This window comes from Bradyrhizobium sp. T-1 (assembly GCF_053592855.1).
The window spans coordinates 2,851,573-2,872,946 of sequence record NZ_CM132115.1; the positions used below are offsets into that span (position 1 = coordinate 2,851,573).

The 21,374-nt window shown below is 64.3% G+C and carries 19 protein-coding genes and 1 pseudogene; 12 read left to right on the plus strand and 8 right to left on the minus strand.

Features of this window, described 5'->3' with window-relative positions; all coding sequences use genetic code 11:
- Window positions 1–102 precede the first annotated feature (102 nt).
- From ACWAT4_RS13660 to ACWAT4_RS13670, 3 genes are read left to right on the plus strand one after another with little or no spacing between them, the layout of a single operon-like run.
- On the plus strand, window positions 103–1,239 hold the full coding sequence (locus ACWAT4_RS13660) for an ABC transporter permease (protein WP_212301335.1): 1,137 nt from the start codon (window positions 103–105) through the stop codon (window positions 1,237–1,239).
- A gap of 2 nt (window positions 1,240–1,241) precedes the next feature.
- Window positions 1,242–2,012: an ABC transporter ATP-binding protein gene (locus tag ACWAT4_RS13665; RefSeq protein WP_212301334.1), complete on the plus strand. Its 771-nt coding sequence runs from the start codon at window positions 1,242–1,244 to the stop codon at window positions 2,010–2,012.
- A gap of 3 nt (window positions 2,013–2,015) precedes the next feature.
- On the plus strand, window positions 2,016–3,119 hold the full coding sequence (locus ACWAT4_RS13670; protein WP_212301333.1) for an ABC-type transport auxiliary lipoprotein family protein: 1,104 nt from the start codon (window positions 2,016–2,018) through the stop codon (window positions 3,117–3,119).
- 13 nt (window positions 3,120–3,132) lie between these two features.
- Here the strand turns inward: ACWAT4_RS13670 and ACWAT4_RS13675 are convergent, their stop codons facing one another.
- Window positions 3,133–3,450, minus strand: coding sequence for a c-type cytochrome (locus ACWAT4_RS13675; RefSeq protein ID WP_212301332.1), 318 nt, complete (start codon window positions 3,448–3,450; stop codon window positions 3,133–3,135).
- 157 nt (window positions 3,451–3,607) lie between these two features.
- On the opposite strand from ACWAT4_RS13675, the gene ACWAT4_RS13680 reads away from it, so the two are divergent.
- The 3 genes from ACWAT4_RS13680 (at window position 3,608) to ACWAT4_RS13690 (ending at window position 5,551) form a co-directional block, all read left to right on the plus strand.
- Window positions 3,608–4,318 (plus strand): Crp/Fnr family transcriptional regulator, encoded by a 711-nt coding sequence (locus ACWAT4_RS13680; RefSeq protein WP_449731209.1) that lies wholly within the window; start codon window positions 3,608–3,610, stop codon window positions 4,316–4,318.
- A 97-nt stretch (window positions 4,319–4,415) separates the two neighbouring features.
- Window positions 4,416–4,541 (plus strand): hypothetical protein, encoded by a 126-nt coding sequence (locus ACWAT4_RS13685; RefSeq protein WP_283815643.1) that lies wholly within the window; start codon window positions 4,416–4,418, stop codon window positions 4,539–4,541.
- 281 nt (window positions 4,542–4,822) lie between these two features.
- A complete protein-coding gene (locus tag ACWAT4_RS13690; protein ID WP_212301330.1) occupies window positions 4,823–5,551 on the plus strand; it encodes a Crp/Fnr family transcriptional regulator in 729 nt (242 codons plus the stop codon).
- A gap of 16 nt (window positions 5,552–5,567) precedes the next feature.
- On the opposite strand, the pseudogene ACWAT4_RS13695 reads toward ACWAT4_RS13690, so the two are convergent.
- Window positions 5,568–5,745, minus strand: a pseudogene (locus ACWAT4_RS13695) (cyclase family protein); the annotation flags it as partial.
- Between the two features lie 551 nt (window positions 5,746–6,296).
- On the opposite strand from ACWAT4_RS13695, the gene ACWAT4_RS13700 reads away from it, so the two are divergent.
- The 4 genes from ACWAT4_RS13700 (at window position 6,297) to ACWAT4_RS13715 (ending at window position 10,049) form a co-directional block, all read left to right on the plus strand.
- A complete protein-coding gene (locus tag ACWAT4_RS13700; protein WP_212301329.1) occupies window positions 6,297–7,268 on the plus strand; it encodes a TRAP transporter substrate-binding protein in 972 nt (323 codons plus the stop codon).
- Between the two features lie 64 nt (window positions 7,269–7,332).
- Window positions 7,333–7,881 (plus strand): TRAP transporter small permease, encoded by a 549-nt coding sequence (locus ACWAT4_RS13705; protein ID WP_212426292.1) that lies wholly within the window; start codon window positions 7,333–7,335, stop codon window positions 7,879–7,881.
- Window positions 7,872–9,164 (plus strand): TRAP transporter large permease, encoded by a 1,293-nt coding sequence (locus ACWAT4_RS13710; protein ID WP_212301327.1) that lies wholly within the window; start codon window positions 7,872–7,874, stop codon window positions 9,162–9,164. The genes ACWAT4_RS13705 and ACWAT4_RS13710 overlap by 10 nt, the downstream gene beginning before the upstream one ends.
- 78 nt (window positions 9,165–9,242) lie before the next feature.
- Window positions 9,243–10,049, plus strand: coding sequence for an SDR family NAD(P)-dependent oxidoreductase (locus tag ACWAT4_RS13715; RefSeq protein WP_449730752.1), 807 nt, complete (start codon window positions 9,243–9,245; stop codon window positions 10,047–10,049).
- A 9-nt stretch (window positions 10,050–10,058) separates the two neighbouring features.
- Here ACWAT4_RS13715 and ACWAT4_RS13720 read toward each other — a convergent pair whose 3' ends face one another.
- Genes ACWAT4_RS13720 through ACWAT4_RS13735 form a run of 4 tightly spaced genes read right to left on the minus strand, consistent with a single transcriptional unit; the run spans window position 10,059 to window position 14,323 of the window.
- Window positions 10,059–10,757, minus strand: coding sequence for a molybdate ABC transporter substrate-binding protein (locus ACWAT4_RS13720; protein ID WP_449730753.1), 699 nt, complete (start codon window positions 10,755–10,757; stop codon window positions 10,059–10,061).
- Entirely contained in the window at window positions 10,754–12,886 is a 2,133-nt protein-coding gene (locus ACWAT4_RS13725; protein ID WP_449730754.1) for a xanthine dehydrogenase family protein molybdopterin-binding subunit, read from the minus strand. Before ACWAT4_RS13725 ends, ACWAT4_RS13720 begins: the two co-directional genes overlap by 4 nt.
- Window positions 12,883–13,353, minus strand: coding sequence for a (2Fe-2S)-binding protein (locus tag ACWAT4_RS13730; RefSeq protein ID WP_212426289.1), 471 nt, complete (start codon window positions 13,351–13,353; stop codon window positions 12,883–12,885). The genes ACWAT4_RS13725 and ACWAT4_RS13730 overlap by 4 nt, the downstream gene beginning before the upstream one ends.
- Window positions 13,354–13,366: 13 nt before the next feature.
- Window positions 13,367–14,323, minus strand: a complete 957-nt coding sequence (locus ACWAT4_RS13735) for a tripartite tricarboxylate transporter substrate binding protein (RefSeq protein ID WP_449731210.1) — start codon at window positions 14,321–14,323, stop codon at window positions 13,367–13,369.
- A gap of 252 nt (window positions 14,324–14,575) precedes the next feature.
- On the opposite strand from ACWAT4_RS13735, the gene ACWAT4_RS13740 reads away from it, so the two are divergent.
- Window positions 14,576–16,666, plus strand: a complete 2,091-nt coding sequence (locus ACWAT4_RS13740; RefSeq protein ID WP_449730755.1) for a molybdopterin oxidoreductase family protein — start codon at window positions 14,576–14,578, stop codon at window positions 16,664–16,666.
- 133 nt (window positions 16,667–16,799) lie between these two features.
- Window positions 16,800–17,582 (plus strand): enoyl-CoA hydratase/isomerase family protein, encoded by a 783-nt coding sequence (locus ACWAT4_RS13745; RefSeq protein ID WP_449730756.1) that lies wholly within the window; start codon window positions 16,800–16,802, stop codon window positions 17,580–17,582.
- 202 nt (window positions 17,583–17,784) lie between these two features.
- Here ACWAT4_RS13745 and ACWAT4_RS13750 read toward each other — a convergent pair whose 3' ends face one another.
- Window positions 17,785–18,213 (minus strand): GlcG/HbpS family heme-binding protein, encoded by a 429-nt coding sequence (locus ACWAT4_RS13750; RefSeq protein ID WP_212444512.1) that lies wholly within the window; start codon window positions 18,211–18,213, stop codon window positions 17,785–17,787.
- The gene (locus ACWAT4_RS13755; protein ID WP_449730757.1) at window positions 18,206–21,217 is read right to left on the minus strand and encodes an FAD-binding and (Fe-S)-binding domain-containing protein; all 3,012 of its coding nucleotides are present in this window, start codon (window positions 21,215–21,217) and stop codon (window positions 18,206–18,208) included. Before ACWAT4_RS13755 ends, ACWAT4_RS13750 begins: the two co-directional genes overlap by 8 nt.
- Window positions 21,218–21,374: the final 157 nt, after the last annotated feature.

Genomic DNA, 21,374 nt, shown 5'->3' on the forward strand with positions numbered 1-21,374 from the left:
TGCGAGCGGACCCAATGGCCATTGATTTGCGTCAATCGGGCGGTTTCATGCCGGCCTAGAACACCAGCGATCGGGGACCAGTTGTCTCATGAGGATACGCGCGTGAATTCGGAACCTCTGCTGCTCGCAACGCCCTCCGGCGATAAGCTGGAATTGCGGCCCGAGGGGCCGTGGATCGCAGCCAACGTCGCAACGCTCGAAACCCTGTCTCGCTCGGTCGGGATGGACGTTGATCGATCGAGAGCCGTAACGCTGGACATGTCGGGCATCAGCGCGCTCGATACACTCGGCGCGTGGATGCTGGAGAAGTTGTCGCGCAAAGCTGCGTCATCTGGAAGGCCGGCGGAGATCATCGGCGTGGCCGATCATTTCAGCGGCCTGCTGGAGGAGGTGCGGCAGGTCAATCGCCACACGCCGGCGCCGACAGCCGCGACGAACCCGATCCTGCTCAGGCTGAACGACCTCGGCAAGGCCACGACCGGTGCCCGCGAGGACATCGCGATCTTTCTGCAAATGCTCGGCGCCTTGTTCATGGCCGTGCTTGGCGTCGTGCGCCGGCCCCGCTCGCTGCGGCTGACGTCGCTGGTCTATCAGCTCAACCGGATCGGGTTTCAGGCGATCCCCATCGTCGTGCTAATCACGTTCCTGATTGGCGCCATCATTGCCCAGCAAGGTTTCTTCCATTTTCGCAGGTTCGGCGCGGAGTCCTACACCGTCGACATGGTCGGCATCCTCGTCCTGCGCGAGCTCGGCGTGCTGATCGTCGCCATTATGGTCGCCGGCCGTTCGGGAAGCGCCTACACCGCCGAGCTCGGCTCGATGAAGATGCGGGAGGAGATCGACGCACTATCGACCATGGGGCTCGATCCCGTCGACGTCCTGATCCTGCCGCGCGTGGCTGCGCTGGTCATCGCGCTGCCAATTCTTGCCTTCATCGGATCGATTGCCGCGCTCTATGGTGGCGGCCTCGTCGCGCAGTTCTACGGTGACATGGGGCCGGCGATCTACATCGCCCGGCTGCATGAGGCCATCTCGGTCACCCATTTCGAGGTCGGCATCCTGAAAGCGCCGTTCATGGCGCTGGTGATCGGGATCGTCGCCTGCAGCGAAGGATTGCGCGTGAAGGGCAGCGCGGAGTCGCTCGGCCGACAGACGACGACGTCGGTGGTCAAGTCGATCTTCCTGGTGATCGTGCTCGACGGCCTGTTCGCGATCTTCTTCGCCTCGATCGGAATGTGACGATGTCCCAACCGCAGGCAGAGTTCGCGATCCGGGTTCGGGATCTCATGGTCGGCTTCGGCCGCCAGACCGTGCTGGACCATCTGTCGCTCGACGTCCGCCGCGGCGAGATCCTCGGGCTGGTGGGCGCGTCCGGCGGCGGCAAGTCGGTGCTGATGCGCACCATCATTGGCCTCATTCCGCGTCGTAGTGGCTCCATCGAGATCATGGGGCAGCCGATCGGTGGCGCGCATGACCGCAGCACGGCCGCGACATGGGGCATCCTGTTTCAGCAGGGCGCGCTGTTCTCCTCCTTGACGGTCCGCCAGAACGTGCAATTCCCGCTGCGCGAAAATCTCACGCTGTCGCAGGAGCTGATGGACGAGATCGCAATCGCCAAGCTCGAGATGGTCGGGCTGCGTGCCGAGGATGGCGACAAATATCCTTCGGAACTGTCCGGCGGCATGACCAAGCGCGTCGCGCTGGCGCGTGCGCTCGCGCTCGATCCGCCGATCCTGTTTCTCGACGAGCCGACATCCGGCCTCGATCCGATCGCCGCTGGCGACTTCGATGCGCTGATCAGGACATTGCAAAAGACCCTGGGGCTCACCGTCTTCATGGTGACCCACGATCTCGCGAGCCTCACGACGGTCTGCGACCGTGTCGCCGCGCTTGCCGATGGCAAGATCGTAGCGATCGGTCCGATGCGCCAGTTGCTGCAATCCGAGCATCCCTGGGTGCGGGCCTATTTCCACGGTAAACGCTCACAGATGCTACAACCACAAATGAGATAAGACATGGAAACCCGCGCTCCCTATGTGCTGATCGGCAGCTTCGTGCTGGCCGCCATCGTCGCGGTGTTCGGCTTCGTCTATTGGCTGAACAACACCGGCGGCATCGGGCCGCGTACGAGTTACCACGTGCAATTCCAGGGGCCGGTGCCGGGACTTCTGGTCGGTGCCGGCGTGCTGTTCAATGGCATCCGCGTCGGCGAGGTGACCCAGCTTGGCCTTGCGCCCGATAATCCGCGCTTCGTCAACGCGACGATCTCGGTCGCCTCGACGACGCCGGTGCGCGCCGACACCAAGGTCGGGCTTGAATTCCAGGGGCTGACCGGCGTTCCGGTGGTGACATTGGAGGGCGGCATGATCGTCGCCAAATCCGGCGAGCAGCCCACCCTGATTGCCGAGGCCGGCGCGGGTCAGAGCATGACCCAGGCCGCGCGCGACGCCCTGCGGCGCGTCGATACCGTGCTGGAGGACAATTCCGGCCCGCTCAAGGACACCATCGCCAATTTCAAGACGTTCTCCGACGGCCTTGCACGCAACACCGGCAAGCTTGACGGCATTCTGGCGGGCCTCGAAAAGATGACGGGCGGAGGCGCGCCTGCGCAGAAGATCACCTATGATCTCCGCACGCCGCAAAATCTCGGACCGGCCGGCAAGACGCTGTCCGCGTCGCTGACCATCCCCGAGCCGACTGCCGTCGCGATGCTCCAGACGCAGCGGATGCTGTTCTCGCCGGTCGGCGACAACCCAGGCTTTGCCGAATTCCTCTGGGCGGACAGTATTCCAAAGCTGCTGCAGGCGCGGTTGATCGATAGTTTTGAAAATTACGATATTGCGCACGCTCCGCTCCGGACAGCCGACCTGGGACAGACGGACTATCAGCTTCTGATCGACATCAGGCGCTTTCGCATTGCCACAGACGGCGGGACCCGGGTCGAGATCGGACTGTCGGCGCGGATCGTCGACAAGAATGGCAAGGTGATCGCATCACGCCTGGTCGAGACCAATGAGAAGCTCGACAAGGTCGAGCCGACGGCCGCGGTCGCAGCGTTTGACGCGGCCTTCGCCCGTATCGCCAAGGAGTTGATCGGCTGGACGGTGCAGGCCGTGTGACAGCGCCAACGGGCTATTCGAGCGTCTTGAGATAGGACAGCAGGTCGTGGATCTGGTCCGGATCGAGCTCGAAGGCGGGCATGTCGGCGTGGCCGGTATAGATGCCTTCGGCGAGCGCTTCCTCGAGGGCATCAATCGGGTAGCGATGGTGCAGGGTTCGGAACGGGGGAGCCATCTTCAGCGGGCTCTCAGAACGACGGTCGATCGCATGGCAGCGCGCGCAATTAGCCCGCGCGTAGGCTTTGCCGCGTTGTTCGGCATTCGGCGCGGCGAGCGCAGGAGTGATCAAAAGCAGCACGATCAAGCCGTGTCGCAGCGCGTTTTGCAGCATGGAGATTGGTCCCGTCGAACTGTTGACGCAGAATAGGGTGGGGATGGGCGTCAAAATTGATCTGGGTCAATCGGGTTTGACGCGATGCAGTAAAATGCACTCCGCGCGGTGGGCTCTGTGGGGTGCAGAGATCCGGTGACGCTTGGAGCGGTGGATGATGGCTTCCGTGACGATGATTGAGCCGAACGGCCATTTTTGCAGCGATTGCGCGGTGCGCGGCGTCGCGGTTTGTGCGTCGCTGGACCCGGCCGAGCTCAGGGAGTTCGAGCATCTCGGCCGCCGCGTTCATTTTGCCTCGGGAGAGACCGTGTTCTCCGAGGAGGACATTACGACCTCGTTCTTCAATCTCCTCGAAGGCGTCATGCGGCTCTACAAGCTGCTGCCCGACGGTCGTCGCCAGATCGTGGGCTTTGCCTTGCCCGGCGATTTTCTGGGAATGAACATGTCTGGCCGTCACAATTTTTCGGCCGATGCGATTGGTGCGGTGACCGTGTGCCAGTTCGCCAAGGTACCGTTCGGCCGCTTCATCGAAGACCGGCCGCATCTGCTCCAGCGGATCAACGAATTGGCGATCCGCGAGTTGAGCCAGGCGCGCGACCACATGGTCCTGCTCGGCCGTCGCTCGGCGGATGAAAAGGTCGCGACATTTCTGCTCGGCTGGCGCGGGCGGCTGGTCTCGCTCAAGGGATCGTCGAATACCGTTCCTCTTCCAATGAGCCGGCAGGACATTGCAGACTATCTTGGCCTGACCATCGAGACCGTGAGCCGCACCTTTACCAAGCTGGAACGGCACGGAGCGATCGAGATCGTCCATGGCGGAATCAAACTGCGTGATGCCGCGCGAGTTGAGGCGTTGGCTGCAGCCTGAAGCTTCGCTCTCGCGGAGTACCCGCCGATTTGATCCGGATCAATGACGCCAATCAGGCGCCGCAAATAATACCCGGAACAACATTTGGGAGGGCACGATGCCGATTGATGCGCTGCTGGTGGCCATTGCCGTTCTGACCATGTTCGTCGTATTCGGCGCAGCGCTGGCTTGGGCGGACCGACAAACCAGCTCAGGGCGGCTCGATTCGGACGCGAAGCGCTGAATTTCCTGAGATAACCGTCGGCATCACGACACGCCCGTCGCGGCCTCTCCCATAACCACCGAGGACCGTCCTTCGGCGCTCCGGTTCCCCGTGAGTTGCCATCCCTGCAACTTTGCATGGCCCGAATCGCGTCAGCGCACCCTGCGGATGCGTTTTCCGTGGGGCGATTGCGGCATTCTCACGGTGTTTGCCTCAAATTGTGCCCATGCTTTCCGGTTGAAAAGCTGGGCAACGTTGACTACGCAGGAACTCCAGTGCCTCGCAGTCTTAGGAGTCCCGGCGTGCCTCAGGACAAGACCGGCGACCCCCGACAGTCGTCGGGCAACAAACTGTCCGTCCTGCGCAAGCATCCGATCTTCGCAGATCTGGATCCGGAAGCGCTCGATCAGCTCTGCCGCTACGCCAAGCACACCACGGTCAAGCGCGGGGCGACGATCGCTGCCAAGGGCGACCCCGGAAACAATTTGTTCGCGGTGATCTCCGGAACAGTGAAGATTTCGTCTTCTTCGCCCGATGGCCGAAACGCCATTCTCAACCTGATCGGTCCGGGGGAAATCTTCGGCGAGATCGCCGTACTTGATGGTGCACCGCGGTCGGCGGATGCGACCGCCAACACCAATTGCGAACTCTACATCATCGACCGCCGCGACTTCCTGCCGTTCGTGAAGAGTCAGCCGGCGCTGGCGATGAAATTCATCGAATTGCTGTGCGCGCGGCTGCGCTGGACCAGCCAGCAGGTCGAGCAGGTGATCCTGCAGAATCTACCGGGTCGGCTGGCGAGCGCGCTGCTGGGTCTGACCGAGGAACGCAAGCTCGACTCCGGTAGCGGCACGCTCGCGATCACCCAGCAGGAGATCAGCGAGATGGTGGGGATGACGCGCGAGAGCATCAACAAGCAGTTGCGCGCCTGGGCCGGACGAAACTGGGTGCGCCTCGAGCACGGCGCCATCGTCGTCCTCGATACCGATGCATTGCGCGAACTCGCCGAGAGTGGCCTCGACGGCGAGTGATGTCGCCGGTCTGGCCGTCGATGATGGCGCCCGCGCGGGTCCAGCCAGCGGATGCACATTCGATCTTCACCGGGGAAGCATGAGAGCGTGAATCCGGTCGAGGGCACTTCCTCGAGATTATGCCGCTTCTCGATTGGCAATAGCCGATGTTGCCGCCCCGCCTTATGGCCTTTCCCGATCTGGCCGGCATCTTGTTTCGGCACGCTCTCTCACTCGCTTATTCGGGAAAACGAAACAATCCGCCGATTGGCGGTCCAGGCACCGAATGGTCGATCAATGCAACTCCAGCATTGATCGATGCCGGATTTGGCTTGGACTCAGAATATCGCCCGCCCTAGGGACGACATTGGCGACATCGCGTCGGTGGCGGCGCGTTCGTACAGGATGAGGCAATCGTCTCGCCCGAACCCCAAGCCGCAACCAATAGCGGTCGAGCACAAAACCAGAGGGACGTCCATGGATACGATGAGCATCGTTACCGCGCATCCGGCATTGGCCGATGGCGCGGTCCGATTGCCGGGGGGCCGGCACTTGCCGCACTGGTGCACCGCAGGAGCGGGCGCGATGAGCGTCGCACTGTCCGGGCAGAGATCGCCAACCAGCCCAATTCACTCGACACCGCCGCGCTATCCTACGAAGGTGGTGCAGTTGCAACGCTTGACTCCACACCTGAAGTGGAGCGACGCAAGGCGGTCCCGCAGCACCAGCCCAACGACGACATAATCAACTCAGGAGGAAGCCCCAGATGAAGACACTAATCGGTATCATCGCAGCCGCTGCACTGGCGGTCACGGCGCCGTTCGCGACTGCGCGCGATTTCCGCTCCGCCGACGTCCATCCGGCCGACTATCCGACGGTCGAAGCCGTCAAGTTCATGGGCAAGCAGCTCGCGACGGCGAGCGGCGGCAAGCTTGGCGTGAAGGTGTTTCCCAACGGCGCCCTCGGCTCGGAGAAGGACACCATCGAGCAGCTCAAGATCGGCGCGCTCGACATGATGCGGATCAACGCATCGCCACTGAACAATTTCGTGCCGGAAACCGTCGCCTTGTGCTTGCCCTTCGTCTTCCGCGACACCCAGCACATGCGCACCGTTCTTGATGGTCCAATCGGCGACGAGATCCTCGCTGCCATGGAGCCTGCGGGGTTGATCGGTCTCGCATACTACGACAGCGGCGCGCGGTCGATTTACACCGTCAAGGCACCGGTCAAGTCGCTTGCGGACCTCAAGGGCCTGAAGATCCGCGTGCAGCAGTCCGACCTGTGGGTCGGCATGATCGAGAGCCTCGGGGCCAATCCGACGCCGATGCCGTATGGTGAGGTCTACACCGCCCTCAAGACCGGGCTGGTCGACGCCGCCGAGAACAACTGGCCCTCCTACGAGTCCTCGCGCCACTTCGAGGCCGCCAAGTTCTACAACGTCACCGAGCATTCGCTGGCGCCCGAAGTCCTCGTGATGTCCAAGAAGGTCTGGGACACGCTCAGCAAGGAGGATCAGGCAATGATCCGCAAGGCGGCCAAGGAATCGGTGCCTGTCATGCGCAAGCTCTGGGACGAGCGTGAGCAGGCTTCCCGCAAGACCGTCGAGGCGGCCGGCGTTCAGGTCGTCACGATCGCCAACAAGCAGGAGTTCGTCGATGCGATGAAGCCGGTCTACGCCAAGTTCGCCGGCGACGACAAGCTGCAGAGCCTCGTCAAGCGGATCCAGGCCACGAAGTAAGACCATAACGCATCGGATCCGGCGCCGGCGCGAGGCGGCACCGGGCCCTTGCAAGGAGACGCTGATGACAGACCCTCACGTCGCAGACCACGAGCAGGAGGTAGCCGGACGGCCGTCTACCGGTCTGCTTACGCGGGTCAACGCTCCCATCGCTCGGCTCGGCATGTATCTGTCCGTGACCGGACTGCTCATCATCGTCACCATCGTGTTCTACCAGGTGTTCGGGCGCTACGTGCTCAACTCAAGCCCGACCTGGACTGAAAATCTCGCGCTGGTCCTGATCCTGTACGTCACGCTGATTGGCGCCGCCGTCGGCGTGCGCGACGCCGGACACATCGGCATGGACAGTCTGCTGGTGATGCTTCCCGACCGTTTGCGTGAGAAGATCGAGCTCGTGATCCACGTCCTGGTGGCAATTTTCGGCGTTGCGATGGTCTACAATGGCTGGATTCTCGGAGCGTCGGTCGGGACCGTTCATATCCCCAACCTTGGCCTGCCCGAGGTCGTCCGCTACGTGCCGCTGATCATCTCCGGCGTCCTGATCGTCTCCTTTTCCATCGAGCACATCATTGCTCTCCTGCGCGGCGAAGAGGTCGTCCCCTCATGGAACTGATTATTCTCGGCGCCACGTTTTTCGGCTTCCTCGTCCTCGGCGTTCCGGTCGCCTTCGCGATCGGCCTCTCCGCGATTTGCACCATCCTCTATGAAGGCCTGCCGGTCGCCGTCATCTTCCAGCAGATGATGTCGGGGATGAACATCTTCTCTTTCCTGGCGATCCCGTTCTTCGTCTTCAGCGGTGAGCTGATGCTACATGGCGGCGTTGCCGACAAGATCGTGCAGCTGGCCAAGAATCTCGTCGGCCACATCCGCGGCGGCCTCGGCATGTCGAACGTGGTCGCCTGCACGCTGTTCGGCGGCGTCTCGGGCTCGCCCGTCGCCGACGTGTCGGCGATGGGCGCGGTGATGATCCCGATGATGAAAAAGGAAGGGTTCGACACCGACTACGCCGTCAACGTCACCACCCACGCCTCGCTGGTCGGAGCGTTGATGCCGACCAGCCACAACATGATCATCTATGCGCTCGCCGCCGGGGGCAAGGTCTCTATCGGCGCGCTGATCGCGGCTGGTCTTCTGCCGGCGCTGGTGTTGATGGTTTGCATGCTGGTCGCCGCTTACGCGGTCGCGGTCAAGCGCGGCTATCCGGCCGGCAAGTTCCCGGGTTGGGCCGAGGTTGTCCGCTCGTTCGCGGCCGCTCTGCCCGGCCTCTTGATCGTCGGCATCATCCTGACGGGCATCCTGTCCGGCGTCTTCACGGCCACTGAATCTGCCGCTGTTGCCGTCACCTACACGATCGTGCTGACGTTCTTCATCTACCGGACCATGACCTGGAGCAACTTCCTGCACGCAGCCGCCAAGGCGGTGAAGACGACCGGAGTGGTGCTGCTGCTGATCGGCGTCTCCACCATGTTCCAGTATCTGATGGGCCTCTATGAAGTCGCCGACTTCGCTGGCGATCTGATGAGCAAGGTGTCCACGCAGCCCTGGATGATCTTCCTGCTGATCAACGTCATCCTGTTCGTGCTCGGTACGTTCATGGACATGGCGGCGACCATCCTGATCTGCACGCCGATCTTCCTGCCGATCGCGATGAAGGCGGGCATGGATCCGGTGCAGTTCGGCATGCTAATGCTGATCAACTGCGCTCTCGGGCTGAACACCCCACCGGTCGGAACGACGCAGTTCGTCGGTTGCGCCATCGGCGGCATCTCGGTGGGCGCGGTGATGCGCACCATCCTGCCGTTCTACGCCGCGCTGATCGCGGCGCTGATGTTCGTGACCTACGTCCCGGCGTTCTCGCTGTGGCTGCCCCGTCTGCTGATGGGCTACAAGGGATAGCTGTCGTGCATTCGCCGGCATTGGCCGGCGAACCGCGCTTGCGATAGTTTGCGTCACAGCAACAGGGAGAATCTGTCCGTGACTGACTATCGCAAGCTCTTCGATCTCACCGGCAAGACGGCCGTGGTGCTCGGCGCCGCCTCGGGCATCGGCAAATCGTCGGCCGAGGCGCTCGCCGGGCTCGGTGCCCGCGTCGTCTGCGCCGATCGCGCGCTTGACGCAGCCGAGGCGACCGCTGCGGGCATTCGCGACAAGGGTGGCTGGGCGGAAGCTGCGAGTTGCGATGCTTCGAGTGCTGCGGACGTCAATGCGCTCGCCAAGACCGTGATGCAGAAATTTCCGCGGCTCGATATCGCCGTGACGACGCCGGGGCTCAACATCCGCAAGACCATCCTCGACTACACCGAGGAGGATCTCGATCGCGTCCTCAACCTCAACGTCAAGGGCACGGTCTGGTTCTTCCAGGCGTTCGGCCGCATCATGGTCGAGCAAAAGGGCGGCAGCATCATCGCCTGTTCCTCAGTGCGCGCGGTGACCATCGAGCCGGGTCTCGGAGTCTATGGCTCGACCAAGGCGGCGATCGGCCTTTTGGTGAAGGGCTTTGCCTCCGAGGTTGGCCATGCCGGGGTGCGCGTCAATGCGATCGCACCGAGCATCGTGGAGACCGCGCTGACCAGTCCGTTCAAGCAGCGGCCCGACATCTACAATCTCTACGCCGGCCACACCGTGTTCAATCGCTGGAGCAGCGCTGACGAGGTCGCAACAGCCGTGGCCTATCTCGCCTCGGATGCCGCAAGCTATGTCAGCGGCAGCACGCTGTTCGTGGACGGCGGCTGGACCGGGGTCGACGGTCCGCCGACCGGTCTGACCCAGTTGCACAAATAGGGTTCGCATCTATCCGGAAAAGCCCATGCGCCGGCGCAATTCCCTGTGGTCTGCGCCGGAGAGCAGCGCGATCAACGCCGCGGCCTCTTTCGGATGCGCCGCCTTCGTGGCAATGCCGGCCGTGTACATCGTCGTCAGCTCGCTTCCCGGCGGCAGCGGACCGGAGAGCGCGATGCCGTCAGTTGCGATGATCTCGGTCGCCTGCGTGCATCCGATCGGCCGCTTCGCGGTGGACGAGGCCAACTCGCGCATCGCCGTTGCGCCGTTCGGAAATATCTTCAGGCGCGAGGCGACCTCATAGGCGATGCCGAGCTGATCCAGCACTTTCGCGACGTGCTGGCCGGCGGTCGAGGCCTTGGTGTCGGGAACGTAGATGGCGTCTGCGGACCGCAGCACCTCGCGCAGATCGGCTTCCGTCCTTACGGTCACCTTGGGATCGCGATTGCGAACGGCGAGGGCGGTTTCCACCCGGCCGACATCCGCGATCGAGGAGGGCGTGACCAGCTTCTCCGCCGCCAGTTTTGCGAGCAGCGCCTGCGTCAGGATCAAGAGATCGGCCGGCGTACCTGCGCGCAGCTTGTCCGCCATCACTCCGACGGCGCCGAACTCACCGTCGATGTCGAAGCCGGTTTGGGCCTTGAAGGCCTCGGCGAGACCACGCACCAGGCCTTGCGCCGCGCCACCGCTCAGAATGTTCACTGTCGTCACGATGCAAGCTCCATGGCTGCGATGATTCTGTCACGCGTGATCGGCAGATCGCGCACGCGCACGCCGAGACAATCGTGGACCGCGTTCGCGATGGCCGCCGTCACCGGGCCGTGCGCGGCTTCACCTGCGCCGACGGGCTCGATTTCCGGCCGCTGGATGATCTCGACATCGACTGCCGGCACCTCGGTGAAGGTCAGGATCGGATAGTCCGTCCACGAGGTTGATGTGATGCGCGTCCGGTCGAAGCGGACACGTTCCTTCAGCACCCAGCTCGTCGCCTGGATCGCGCCGCCCTCGATCTGGTTGATCACGCCGTCCGGATTGATGGCCTCGCCGACGTCGACCGCAAGCGTCAGCCGCTTCACGCGGATGTCTTCGGCGCCTTCGATCTCGGCGATGGCAGCGCAATACGCGCCCGTGTTCTTGTAACGGGCAAAGCCGACGCCGTGACCGTTGCCGGACTGCTTCGCGGGCTTCCAGCCTGCACGTCGTGCGGCAGCACGGATGACTTCGCGTGCCCGCTCGTCGCGAAGGTGCCGCAGGCGAAACGCGATCGGGTCTTCGCCGCGCAGGGCCGCGATTTCGTCGAGCAGGGATTCGATCGCGAATACGTTGCCTTGCGCACCGAGAGTCCGCAGCGCAGAGGTGCGCACCGGCATGGTCAGCAAGCGATGGCTCGTGATGGTCCAAGCCGGAAAGTCGTAGAGCGGGACGGAGTTGCGGTCTCCTCCGCCGCCATTGGCGGCCGGCGGATTTGTCGAGATCATGCGCGGATAGGGATTTGCCATCTCGCTCGCCGCCAGCAGGGCAGGCTGCGTCGCGCGCCCTGGCCGCGCCGTGTGGCCGTTGCTCCAGATCGCATGGCGCCAGCTGATGATCTCGTTATCTGGGTCGAGATCGGCCTCGATCTCGACCGCCATCGCGGCACCAAACGGCGCGTGGGACATCTCGTCGTGGCGCGACCATTGCGCCCGCACTGGACGGCCGCCGACAGCCTTTGCCAGCAGCACGGCATCAAGCGCGACATCGTCGGCCGCATTATGTCCGTAACAGCCGGCGCCCTCCATGTGTTCGACGACGATGTTTTCGGCCGGCAGCTCGAGCACGATGGCGAGATCGGCGCGCAGCAGATAGACGCCCTGGCTGTGGGTCCAGACATGGACATGATCACCGTTCCACTGAGCCATCGCACAGGACGGTGCGATCGAGGCGTGGGCGATGTAGGGGCGGGTGTACCGCCGCCGGAGCGTGCGGGCCGCCTTTCCTGATGCGGGGGCTGCCCTGGTATCGATGACGGTGCTCTCGATCGGCTGGCCTCTCAGGAAGCCCGCCAGATCGTTCTCATTGGGGAGCGGCTCTCCGGCCGACCATGTGGCCCCCTTGCGCAAGGCTTTCAGCGCGGCTTCCGCGGCGGCCTCGCTGTCGGCGACGACGCCCGCAAAGCCGCCATCGCGGACGATCGCGATTAGCCCGGGCGCGGCGCGCGCAGCGGCTTCGTCGAGCGCGATCAGCTTCGCGCCCGAGACGTCCGGCCGCAGGACGCGTCCGTGCACGAGCCGCGGCAGCGCGTGATCGTGAATGAAGCGCGGCCGCGCGAACACCTTGTCGGGAATGTCGACGCGTTGCATGGAACGTCCGGCCACCGTGCGCCTGGCCACAGTCTTCGCCGAAGCGCCGGCGGCAGCATCATGGTTGAGCGAAACGTCGTCTGCGAGCTCCCAATAGCTGGTCCTGACATTGCCGGGGCCCATGATCGTGCCATCCTCGATGCCGAGCAGCGATGCATCGACGCCGAGACGTTCGGATGCTGCCGCGAGGAAGCGTTCGCGCACCTCGGCGCAGGCGTGACGCAGCGCGCGGCCGGATTGCTGGATCGACAGGCTGCCGGAGGTGACGCCCTCGTTCGGGCTGGTCGCGGTCGAGGCGCGGATCATCTCGATCCGACTTATCTCGACGTCGAGCTCGTCCGCCGCGATCTGCGCCAGTGCCGTGACAATGCCTTGGCCGATCTCGACCTTGCCGGGCGAGATCGCCACGCGCCCTACGCTGGTGAACCTCACCCAGGACGACAGTCTTGGATTGGCCGCCAGGCTGGCCGGCAGTTTCGGGGCAGGGGACGGAGCAATCATGATGCCGCCATCTCCGAGGCCGCCCGCAGCACGGCCCGCACCATGCGGTTATGCGATCCGCAACGGCACAAATTGCGATCGAGCGCTGCCCTGACCTCCATCTCCGTCGGCGACGGATTGCGCTGCAGCAGCGCCGCCGCGCTGATCAGGATTCCCGAAACGCAATAGCCGCATTGCATCGCCTGCTCGGTTATGAAGGCGCGTTGCAGCGGATGCGGCTGCTCCACTGTTCCGAGGCCCTCTACCGTGACGACGTCCCTGTCGGCGACCGACCACATCGGCATCTCGCAGGACGCCATCGCGTGGCCGTCGACCATCACGTAACAAGCTCCGCATTCACCGGCCCCGCAGCCGAAATGCGGACTGGTGACGCCGAGCCGGTTGCGCAGAATGTCGAGCAGCGTCTGATCGGGATCGGCATCCACACCAAGGTTCGCGCCGTTGAGCCGAAATTGAATGGCGGGCATAGGCAGCACGGCCTCAGGACTTGTCGAACTTCTTGACGACATCAGCCCATTTCGCGATGTCGCCGCGCAGGAATTTGTCGAATTCTTCCGGCGTCATCGACATGGGCAGGGCACCCTGCTCAGTCCAGAGTTTGACGATGTCCGGCCGCTTCACCATCGCGTTCACGGCGGCGTTGAGCTTGTCGATGACCGGCTTGGGCGTGCCCACTGGGGCCATCAGGCCGAGCCAGATCGTCGCCTCGTAGCCCGCGACACCGGCCTCGCCGGCAGTCGGCACGTTCGGCAGTACGGTCGAGCGCTGCCGGCCGGTGGTCGCGAGTGCGCGGACCTGGTTCTCTCCGATGTTCGGCGCCATCGCCGGCACGGCGTCGATCATCATTTGCACCTGGCCGCCGATCACGCCGCTGCGGGCCTCGCCGCTGTTGCGATAGGGGACGTGGACAACATTGATGCCGGCCATCGCTTTGAACAGTTCGCCGGCCATGTGGTAGGGCGTGCCCTGGCCGGATGAGGCGTAGTTGAGCTTGCCCGCCTGCGATTTGGCGAGCGCAATGAACTCCTGCAGCGTTTTTGCCGGAACTTGCGGGTTCACCACGATGACGAGATCGGAATAGTTCACCGGCGCGATCGGCGCGAGGTCGCGCATCAAATCGTATTTGCGTTGCTCCGGCGTCAGCAATGATTCATTTGCGGTCTGGGTATTGGACATCATCAGCAGCGTGTAACCGTCGGCCGGCGACTTCGCCGCCTCGACCGTGCCGATGACGCCGCCCGCGCCTGTCCGGTTTTCGACCACGAAGGGTTGGCCAAAGCGCTCCTGGAGCGCCTGACCGATCAGCCGGGCTGCGACGTCGGCCGGCCCCCCTGCGCCGAACGGCACGACGATGCGGACCGCATGCGCAGGATAATCTTGCGCCAGGGACGGGTTTGCGGGGAATAGGGTGAGCAGGCCGGCGGCCAGCGCCAGCATCAATCGTCGGGCCGTCACACCCACCTCCCTGAACTCGTTTTTGTTGGCCGGCACTGTAGCGGTAGCGGACGCGGACTGTCGACGCCTCACAAAGTCGATTCCGGCCGGAATATCGGCCTCGTTTCGGTGTGGCAGCGGGGCATTTCGCGGTCGCGGAAGGAGCAGGCCGCGCGCTGGCTTTGAGCATTTTGCATGGGCATTGCCGGATAAAGGCCCTCGGCTGCCCGGTATTTTGGTGTTACGAAATTGGCCATGAACCAGCACGCCAAGATCGAGATCCGTCACTCCACCTGTCCGCATGATTGCCCGTCGGCCTGTGCGCTCGACGTCGAGGTGGTGGAAGGCCGCAGCATCGGCCGTGTGCGCGGCTCGAAGAAGCAGACCTACACGGCTGGTGTGGTCTGCGCCAAGGTTGCGCGCTATGCCGAGCGCATCCATCACGTCGAGCGGGTGATGTATCCGCTGCGCCGGACTGGACCGAAGGGCTCCGGGCAGTTTGCGCGGATCAGCTGGGATGAGGCGCTGGACGAGATCGCCGATCGTTTCAATCAGGCCGAGCGCGCGTTCGGCGCGGAGTCGATCTGGCCGTATTACTACGCGGGCACGATGGGCCTGGTGATGCGGGACGGTCTCAATCGCCTCACACATGTCAAAAAGTATTCGCGCTTCTACCAGACCATCTGCGCCAATGTCGGGCGCATCGGCTTTGCGATCGGCACCGGCAAGATCGCCGGCGCCGATCCGCGCGAGATGGCGCTGTCCGATCTCGTCGTGATCTGGGGCACCAATCCCGTCAACACGCAGGTCAACGTGATGACGCACGCCGCGCGTGCGCGGAAGGAGCGCGGCGCGAGGATCGCGGCCGTCGACATCTACGACAACGAGACCATGAAGCAGGCCGACATCAAGATCCTGCTGCGGCCCGGCACCGACGGCGCATTCGCCTGCGGCGTGATGCATGTTCTTTTTCGCGACGGCTATGCCGACCGGGCCTATATGGACAAGTACACCGATTGTCCGAATGAGCTCGAGGCGCATCTGAAGGCGCGCACCCCCGAATGGGCCTCCGCTATCTCCGGCGTACCGGTGGCGGAGATCGAGGCCTTTGCCAAGGCCGTCGGCGAGACCAAGCGGACGTTCTTCCGTCTCGGCTACGGCTTCACGCGTTCGCGTAACGGGGCAATGCAGATGCATGCGGCAAACTGCATTCCCGCCGTGACCGGTGCGTGGCAGTATGAAGGCGGCGGCGCCTTCTTCAACAATTACGCGCTCTGGCACTTCAACGAGTCCGTCATCGAAGGCCATGACGCGATCGACAAGACGATCCGCGCGCTCGACCAGTCGCAGGTCGGCCGCATCCTCACCGGCGATGCCGAGGCTCTGCTCGGCAAGGGCCCGGTCAAAGCGATGCTGATCCAGAACACCAACCCGATGACGGTGGCGCCGGAGCAGGCGCTGGTCCGGCAGGGGTTTGCGCGCGAGGATTTGTTCGTCGCGGTGCACGAACAGTTCATGACCGAGACGGCGCTGATGGCCGACATCGTGCTGCCGGCAACCATGTTCATGGAGCATGACGATCTCTATTACGGCGGAGGCCATCAGCACATCTCGGTCGGCCCCAAGCTGATCGATCCGCCCGGTGAATGCCGCTCCAACCACCAGCTGTTGCAGGCGCTGGCGCCGCGGCTTGGCGCGCAGCATCCGGGCTTCGAAATGACGCCGCGCGAATTGATCGACACGACACTGCAGCTCAGCAACCATGGCGATATCGCCGGTCTCGAGGCCGACATCTGGCGCGATTTGCAGCCGGACTTCCGCACCTCGCATTATCTCGATGGCTTCGCTCATCCCGACAAGAAGTTTCATTTCAAGGCTGACTGGGCGCATCCGCCGTTCGGCCAGACCATGGGCGATTTCGACAAGATGCCTTCGCTGCCGGACCATTGGGCGGTGATCGAGCATACCGATCAGGCCCATCCGTTCCGGCTCGCGACCAGCCCGTCGCGCAGCTTCCTCAACACCACCTTCAACGAGACCCCGTCCTCGCAGGCGCGTGAAGGCAAGGCGAGTGTGATGATCCATCCCTCAGATGCTGCCGCGCTCGACATCGCCGATGGCGATGCCGTGACGCTCGGCAATTCGCGCGGCGAGACCACGCTGAGGGCCGTGCTGTTCGACGGCGTGCGCCGTGGCGTGCTGATCGCGGAGTCCGTGCACCCGAACAAAAATCATATCGGCGGCCGCGGCATCAACATGCTGACCGGTGCGGACACGATTGCTCCGATCGGCGGCGCTGCGTTCCACGACAATAAGGTCTGGATCAGGAAGGCGTCTGCGGCCTGAGCTGCGTTCGCGCTTCAATCGGCCGCAGATTTGCGTCGAGGCGCTAAAGCGGCGCAATCCTAACAGATTGGCCTTGCACCTCGTACCCGAGCTGCCGCAAATGGCTGCAAACCGGGAGCAAGGATTGAACCGCATGGCCGACACCACAAGCGTCATCACCGAGAAGCGCGGGCAGGCGTTCTGGATCACGATCAACCGGCCGGAGAAGCGCAACGCGCTGAACGGCGACGTCATCGCGGGCATCACGCGCGGCTATCGCGACGCACATGAGGACAAGGACGTCCGCGTCATCGTGCTGACCGGCGCCGGCGACAAGGCGTTTTGCGCCGGCGCCGATTTGCAGAATTCCGGTGCGGCGTTCGCGATGGATCACTCCAGGCCGAATGTCGATTACGCCGATCTGTTGCGCCTGTCGCAGAACGCGACCAAGCCCGCGATCGCGCGCGTCGGCGGGGTCTGCATGGCCGGCGGCATGGGCCTGCTGTGCATGACCGATATGGCGGTTGCGGCAGATCATGTCATCTTCGGCTTGCCGGAGGTCAAGGTCGGGGTGTTTCCGATGCAGGTGCTGAGCCTGTTGCAGGAGATCGCGCCGCGACGCCTCATCAACGAATGGGCGCTTACCGGGGAGCCGTTTGACGCAAAAGCCGCGCAGGCGGCAGGCCTGCTCAACTACGTCGTGCCCGCGGCCGAGCTCGACGCCAAGGTCGACTGGCTGATCGGCCGCATCGTCGACAAATCCCCGACCGCGATCCGCCGCGGCAAATACGCCATGCGCGCCATCGCTGCGATGTCGTTCGATGAGAGCATCGCCTACACCGAAAGCCAGATCGCACTACTGGCGATGACCGAGGACGCCAAGGAAGGGCTGAAGGCGTTCGGCGAGAAGCGGAAGCCGGTCTGGACGGGAAGGTAGAGGGGAGGCGCGCTCCGGCACCTCAAGAGCGAGAAAACAACCCCATGCACAGTAGAGCTGGGGTTGAAACGCTTGGAGAACTTTCGGTCTTACCGAAAATTGCTTGCTCCGTCGGGCAAAACAGGTGTATCAAGGCAAAATCGGCTTCTCGCCTGACGTCATTCGTCGGCACGCGCCAAGTGGCGCGCCCCGGAATGACGAGCTAGCCCGCGTTGGCCTTCAGGCCAGCCGCCTGGATGCCGGCCACAGCGCACGCTTCGTCATTGTCGGACGTGTCGCCGGACACTCCCACCGCGCCAAGCAGCGTCGCGCCGTCCATGATCAGCACCCCGCCGGGGACCGGCACCAGCGCGCCCTTGGCGATGGTGTTCACGGCGTCGATGAAATAGGCCTGCTCCTGGGCACGCTGGTACAGCGCACGCGAGCCCATGCCCATGGCGAGCGCGCCATAGGCCTTGCCGTGGGCGATCTCGGCGCGCATCAGGCTGGTGCCATCCTGCGCGGCGGCGATCTTGAGCACGCCGCGGGCGTCCAGGATGGTGACGACCAGCGGCTTCAGCTTCAGCTCGGTGGACTTTGCGAAGGCGGCGTCGAGGATTTTTCGGGCGGTATCGAGCGTGAGATTAGCCATGGCTGGGTTCCTTTGCGACTGGGTTGGTTAGGGATTGGGTCTCGGCGCGATCGAGGCTCATCGCCAGCACGCGAGCGACGTGAAGCGCCTCGCGCTGCGCGCCGTCGTGGATCTGGTGGCGGCAGGAGGTGCCGTCGGCGACGACCAGCGTGGTCTGGCCCGCGCGCCTTACGGCCGGCAGCAGCGACAGCTCGGCCATCTCGATCGAGGCGTCATAGGTCTCGGTGCCATAGCCGAACGCGCCGGCCATGCCGCAACAGCTCGATTCGATCGTCTCGACCTCGAGGCCGGGGACCAGCCGCAGCACCTGCTCGACCGGCTTGAACGCGCCGAAGGATTTTTGATGGCAATGGCTGTGCACCATGGCCTTGTCGGCGACGGTGCCGAGCGGCAATTGCAGCCTTCCGGCTTCCGCCTCGCGAACCAGGAATTCCTCGAAGGTCAGGGCATGGGCGCCGACCGCCTTGGCGTCGTCGTCCTTGCGCAGCGACGCCAGCTCGTCGCGGAGCGTCAGCAGGCAACTCGGCTCGAGGCCAATGATGTGCACGCCGCGTGCGGCAAAGGGCGCGAAGGTGGCGACGAGACGGTCGAGCTCGGACCTGGCCTCGTCGACGAGCCCTGCGGAGAGGAAGGTGCGGCCGCAGCAGAGCGGGCGGCTGCCGCTCGCAGGTTTTGGCAGGTGCACGCGATAGCCACCGGCCGTCAGCACGCGCAGCGCGGCCTCGAGATTCTCGCGCTCGTAGATGCGATTAAACGTGTCGGCGAACAGCACGACCTCGCGGCCGGCCACCGGTCCGACGCTCTCGGCCGGAGGCACGAACACGTCGCTGCGGAAGGCGGGCAGGGCACGGCGCGCGCTGATGCCGGCAAATCGCTCGAACAGTTTTCGCAGCAGCGGGCTGCGGTTGCGCAAATTTGCCAGCGGCGCGAAGCGCGAGGCGAGGCTGGCGTAACGCGGGAGGTAGCCCACGAGGCGATCGCGCAGCGTCAGCCCAAGCGAGGCAGCGCGTGCCGCGAGCACCTCGATCTTCATCTTGGCCATGTCGACGCCGGTCGGGCATTCGTGGCGGCAGGCCTTGCAGGAGACACAGAGTTTGAGTGTCTCCATCATCTCGTCGGAGGACAACGCATCGGGGCCGAGCTGGCCGGAGATCGCGAGCCGCAGCGTGTTCGCGCGACCTCGCGTGACGTCCTTCTCGTTGCGCGTGGCGCGATAGGACGGGCACATCACGCCGCCCTCGAGCTTGCGGCAGGCGCCGTTGTTGTTGCACATCTCGACTGCGCCCTGGAAACCGCCGCCGGCGCCGGGATAGGCCGACCAGTCGAGCTTCGTCTTCAGCTCCTTGACGCGATAGTCGGGCTTGAAGCGGAACAGCGAGCGGTCGTCCATTCTGGGCGCGTCGACGATCTTGCCGGGGTTGAGCACGCCATCGGGATCGAAGCGGTGCTTCACCTCGCGGAAGTCGGCGACGAGGCGCTCGCCGAACATGGTCTCGTGGAATTCGGAGCGCACCAGGCCGTCGCCATGCTCGCCGGAATGCGAACCCTTGTATTCGCGCACCAATGCGAAGGCTTCCTCGGCGATGGCGCGCATCGCCTTGACGTCCTTCTCCAGCTTCAAATTCAGCACGGGCCGCACATGCAGGCAGCCCTCGGAGGCGTGCGCATACATCGTGCCGCTGGTGCCGTGCTTGGCAAACACCTCGTTCAGGCGTGCCGTGTAGTCGGCGAGGTGCGGCAGTGGCACGGCGCAGTCCTCGACGAAGGAGACGGGCTTGCCCTCCTGCTTCATCGACATCATGACGTTGAGCCCGGCTGCGCGGAAGTCGGCGATGCCGCTCTGCAAGGCGGGTTCGGTGATCTCGACCACGCCACCCCATTTGCGGGTGTCGTTGGTCCAGGCGAAGCCGAGATCGCCCATCAGCTCACCGAGCTGCTTGAGGCGCGCGAGGTTGTCGGCCTGGTCCTCTTCTGCGAACTCGACCACCAGCACTGCGTCCGGATCGCCCTTGATCGCGGCGGAGATGATCGGGCGGAACATCGCGATGTCGCGGCCGAGCGCGAGCATGGTGCGGTCCACCAGCTCGACCGCGATCGGCTTCAGCTTGACCAGATGCTGGGCCGCATCCATCGCCTCGTAGAAGCTGCCGAAATGGCAGACGCCGAGCGCCTTGTTGCGGATCACCGGCCACAGCTTCAGCTCGACCTTGGTGGTGAAGGCGAGGGTGCCTTCGGATCCGACCAGCAGATGTGCGATGTTGTTGCGCGAGTTGCGCGGCGTGAGCGCATCGAGATTGTAGCCGCCGACGCGGCGCTGCACTTTGGGAAAGCGCGCCGCGATCTCGTCGGCCTCGCGCGCGCCGAGATCGAGCATGTCGCGGAACAGCGCGCGCATGGTCTCGCCGGCGTCGCTGTCCGAGAGATCGCGCGAGACCTCGCCGAACCGGCTCAGCGTGCCGTCGGCCAGCGAGGCCTCCATCGACAGCGTGTTGTCGCGCATGGTGCCGTAGCGAAGCGAGCGGCCGCCGCAGGAATTGTTGCCGGCCATGCCGCCGATGGTGGCGCGCGAGGCCGTGGAGACGTCGACCGGGAACCACAGGCCATGCTTTTTGAGCTGGCGGTTGAGGTCGTCGAGCACGATGCCGGGCTCGACCACGCAGGTCCGGCCCGCGACGTCGAGCGACAGGATGCGGTTCAAGTGCTTCGAGAGATCGACGACGAGCCCGTCATTGACGGTCTGACCGCATTGCGAGGTGCCGCCGCCGCGCGGGGTGACCTTCACCCCCTCGTCGCGAGCGATCGCCAGCGCCCGCAGGGCCTCGTCCATGGTCTTGGGGACGACCACGCCGGAGGGCACGATCTGGTAGAACGAGGCGTCGGTGGCGTAGCGGCCGCGGCTGAAGCGATCGAACAGGACGTCGCCGCTGACTTCCCGGGCAAGACGAGCCGCCAGACGGTCCGTTTGGACCGATTCCGGTGATTTTCCAGCCACTTCCGCCGCCATGGTCCGCTCTCGCCTGTTCGCCGGCACCGTCTTGCCTCCCGTGACGGCCCTTGGCAAGCGAGCCCTGCTTCTTGTGCATTGACGGACCCCGTCGGGCGAGGGACAAGCCCGGCGAATAGTGATATGCGAGCGGCTCGCCGGAGCCCAATGCGGGCCA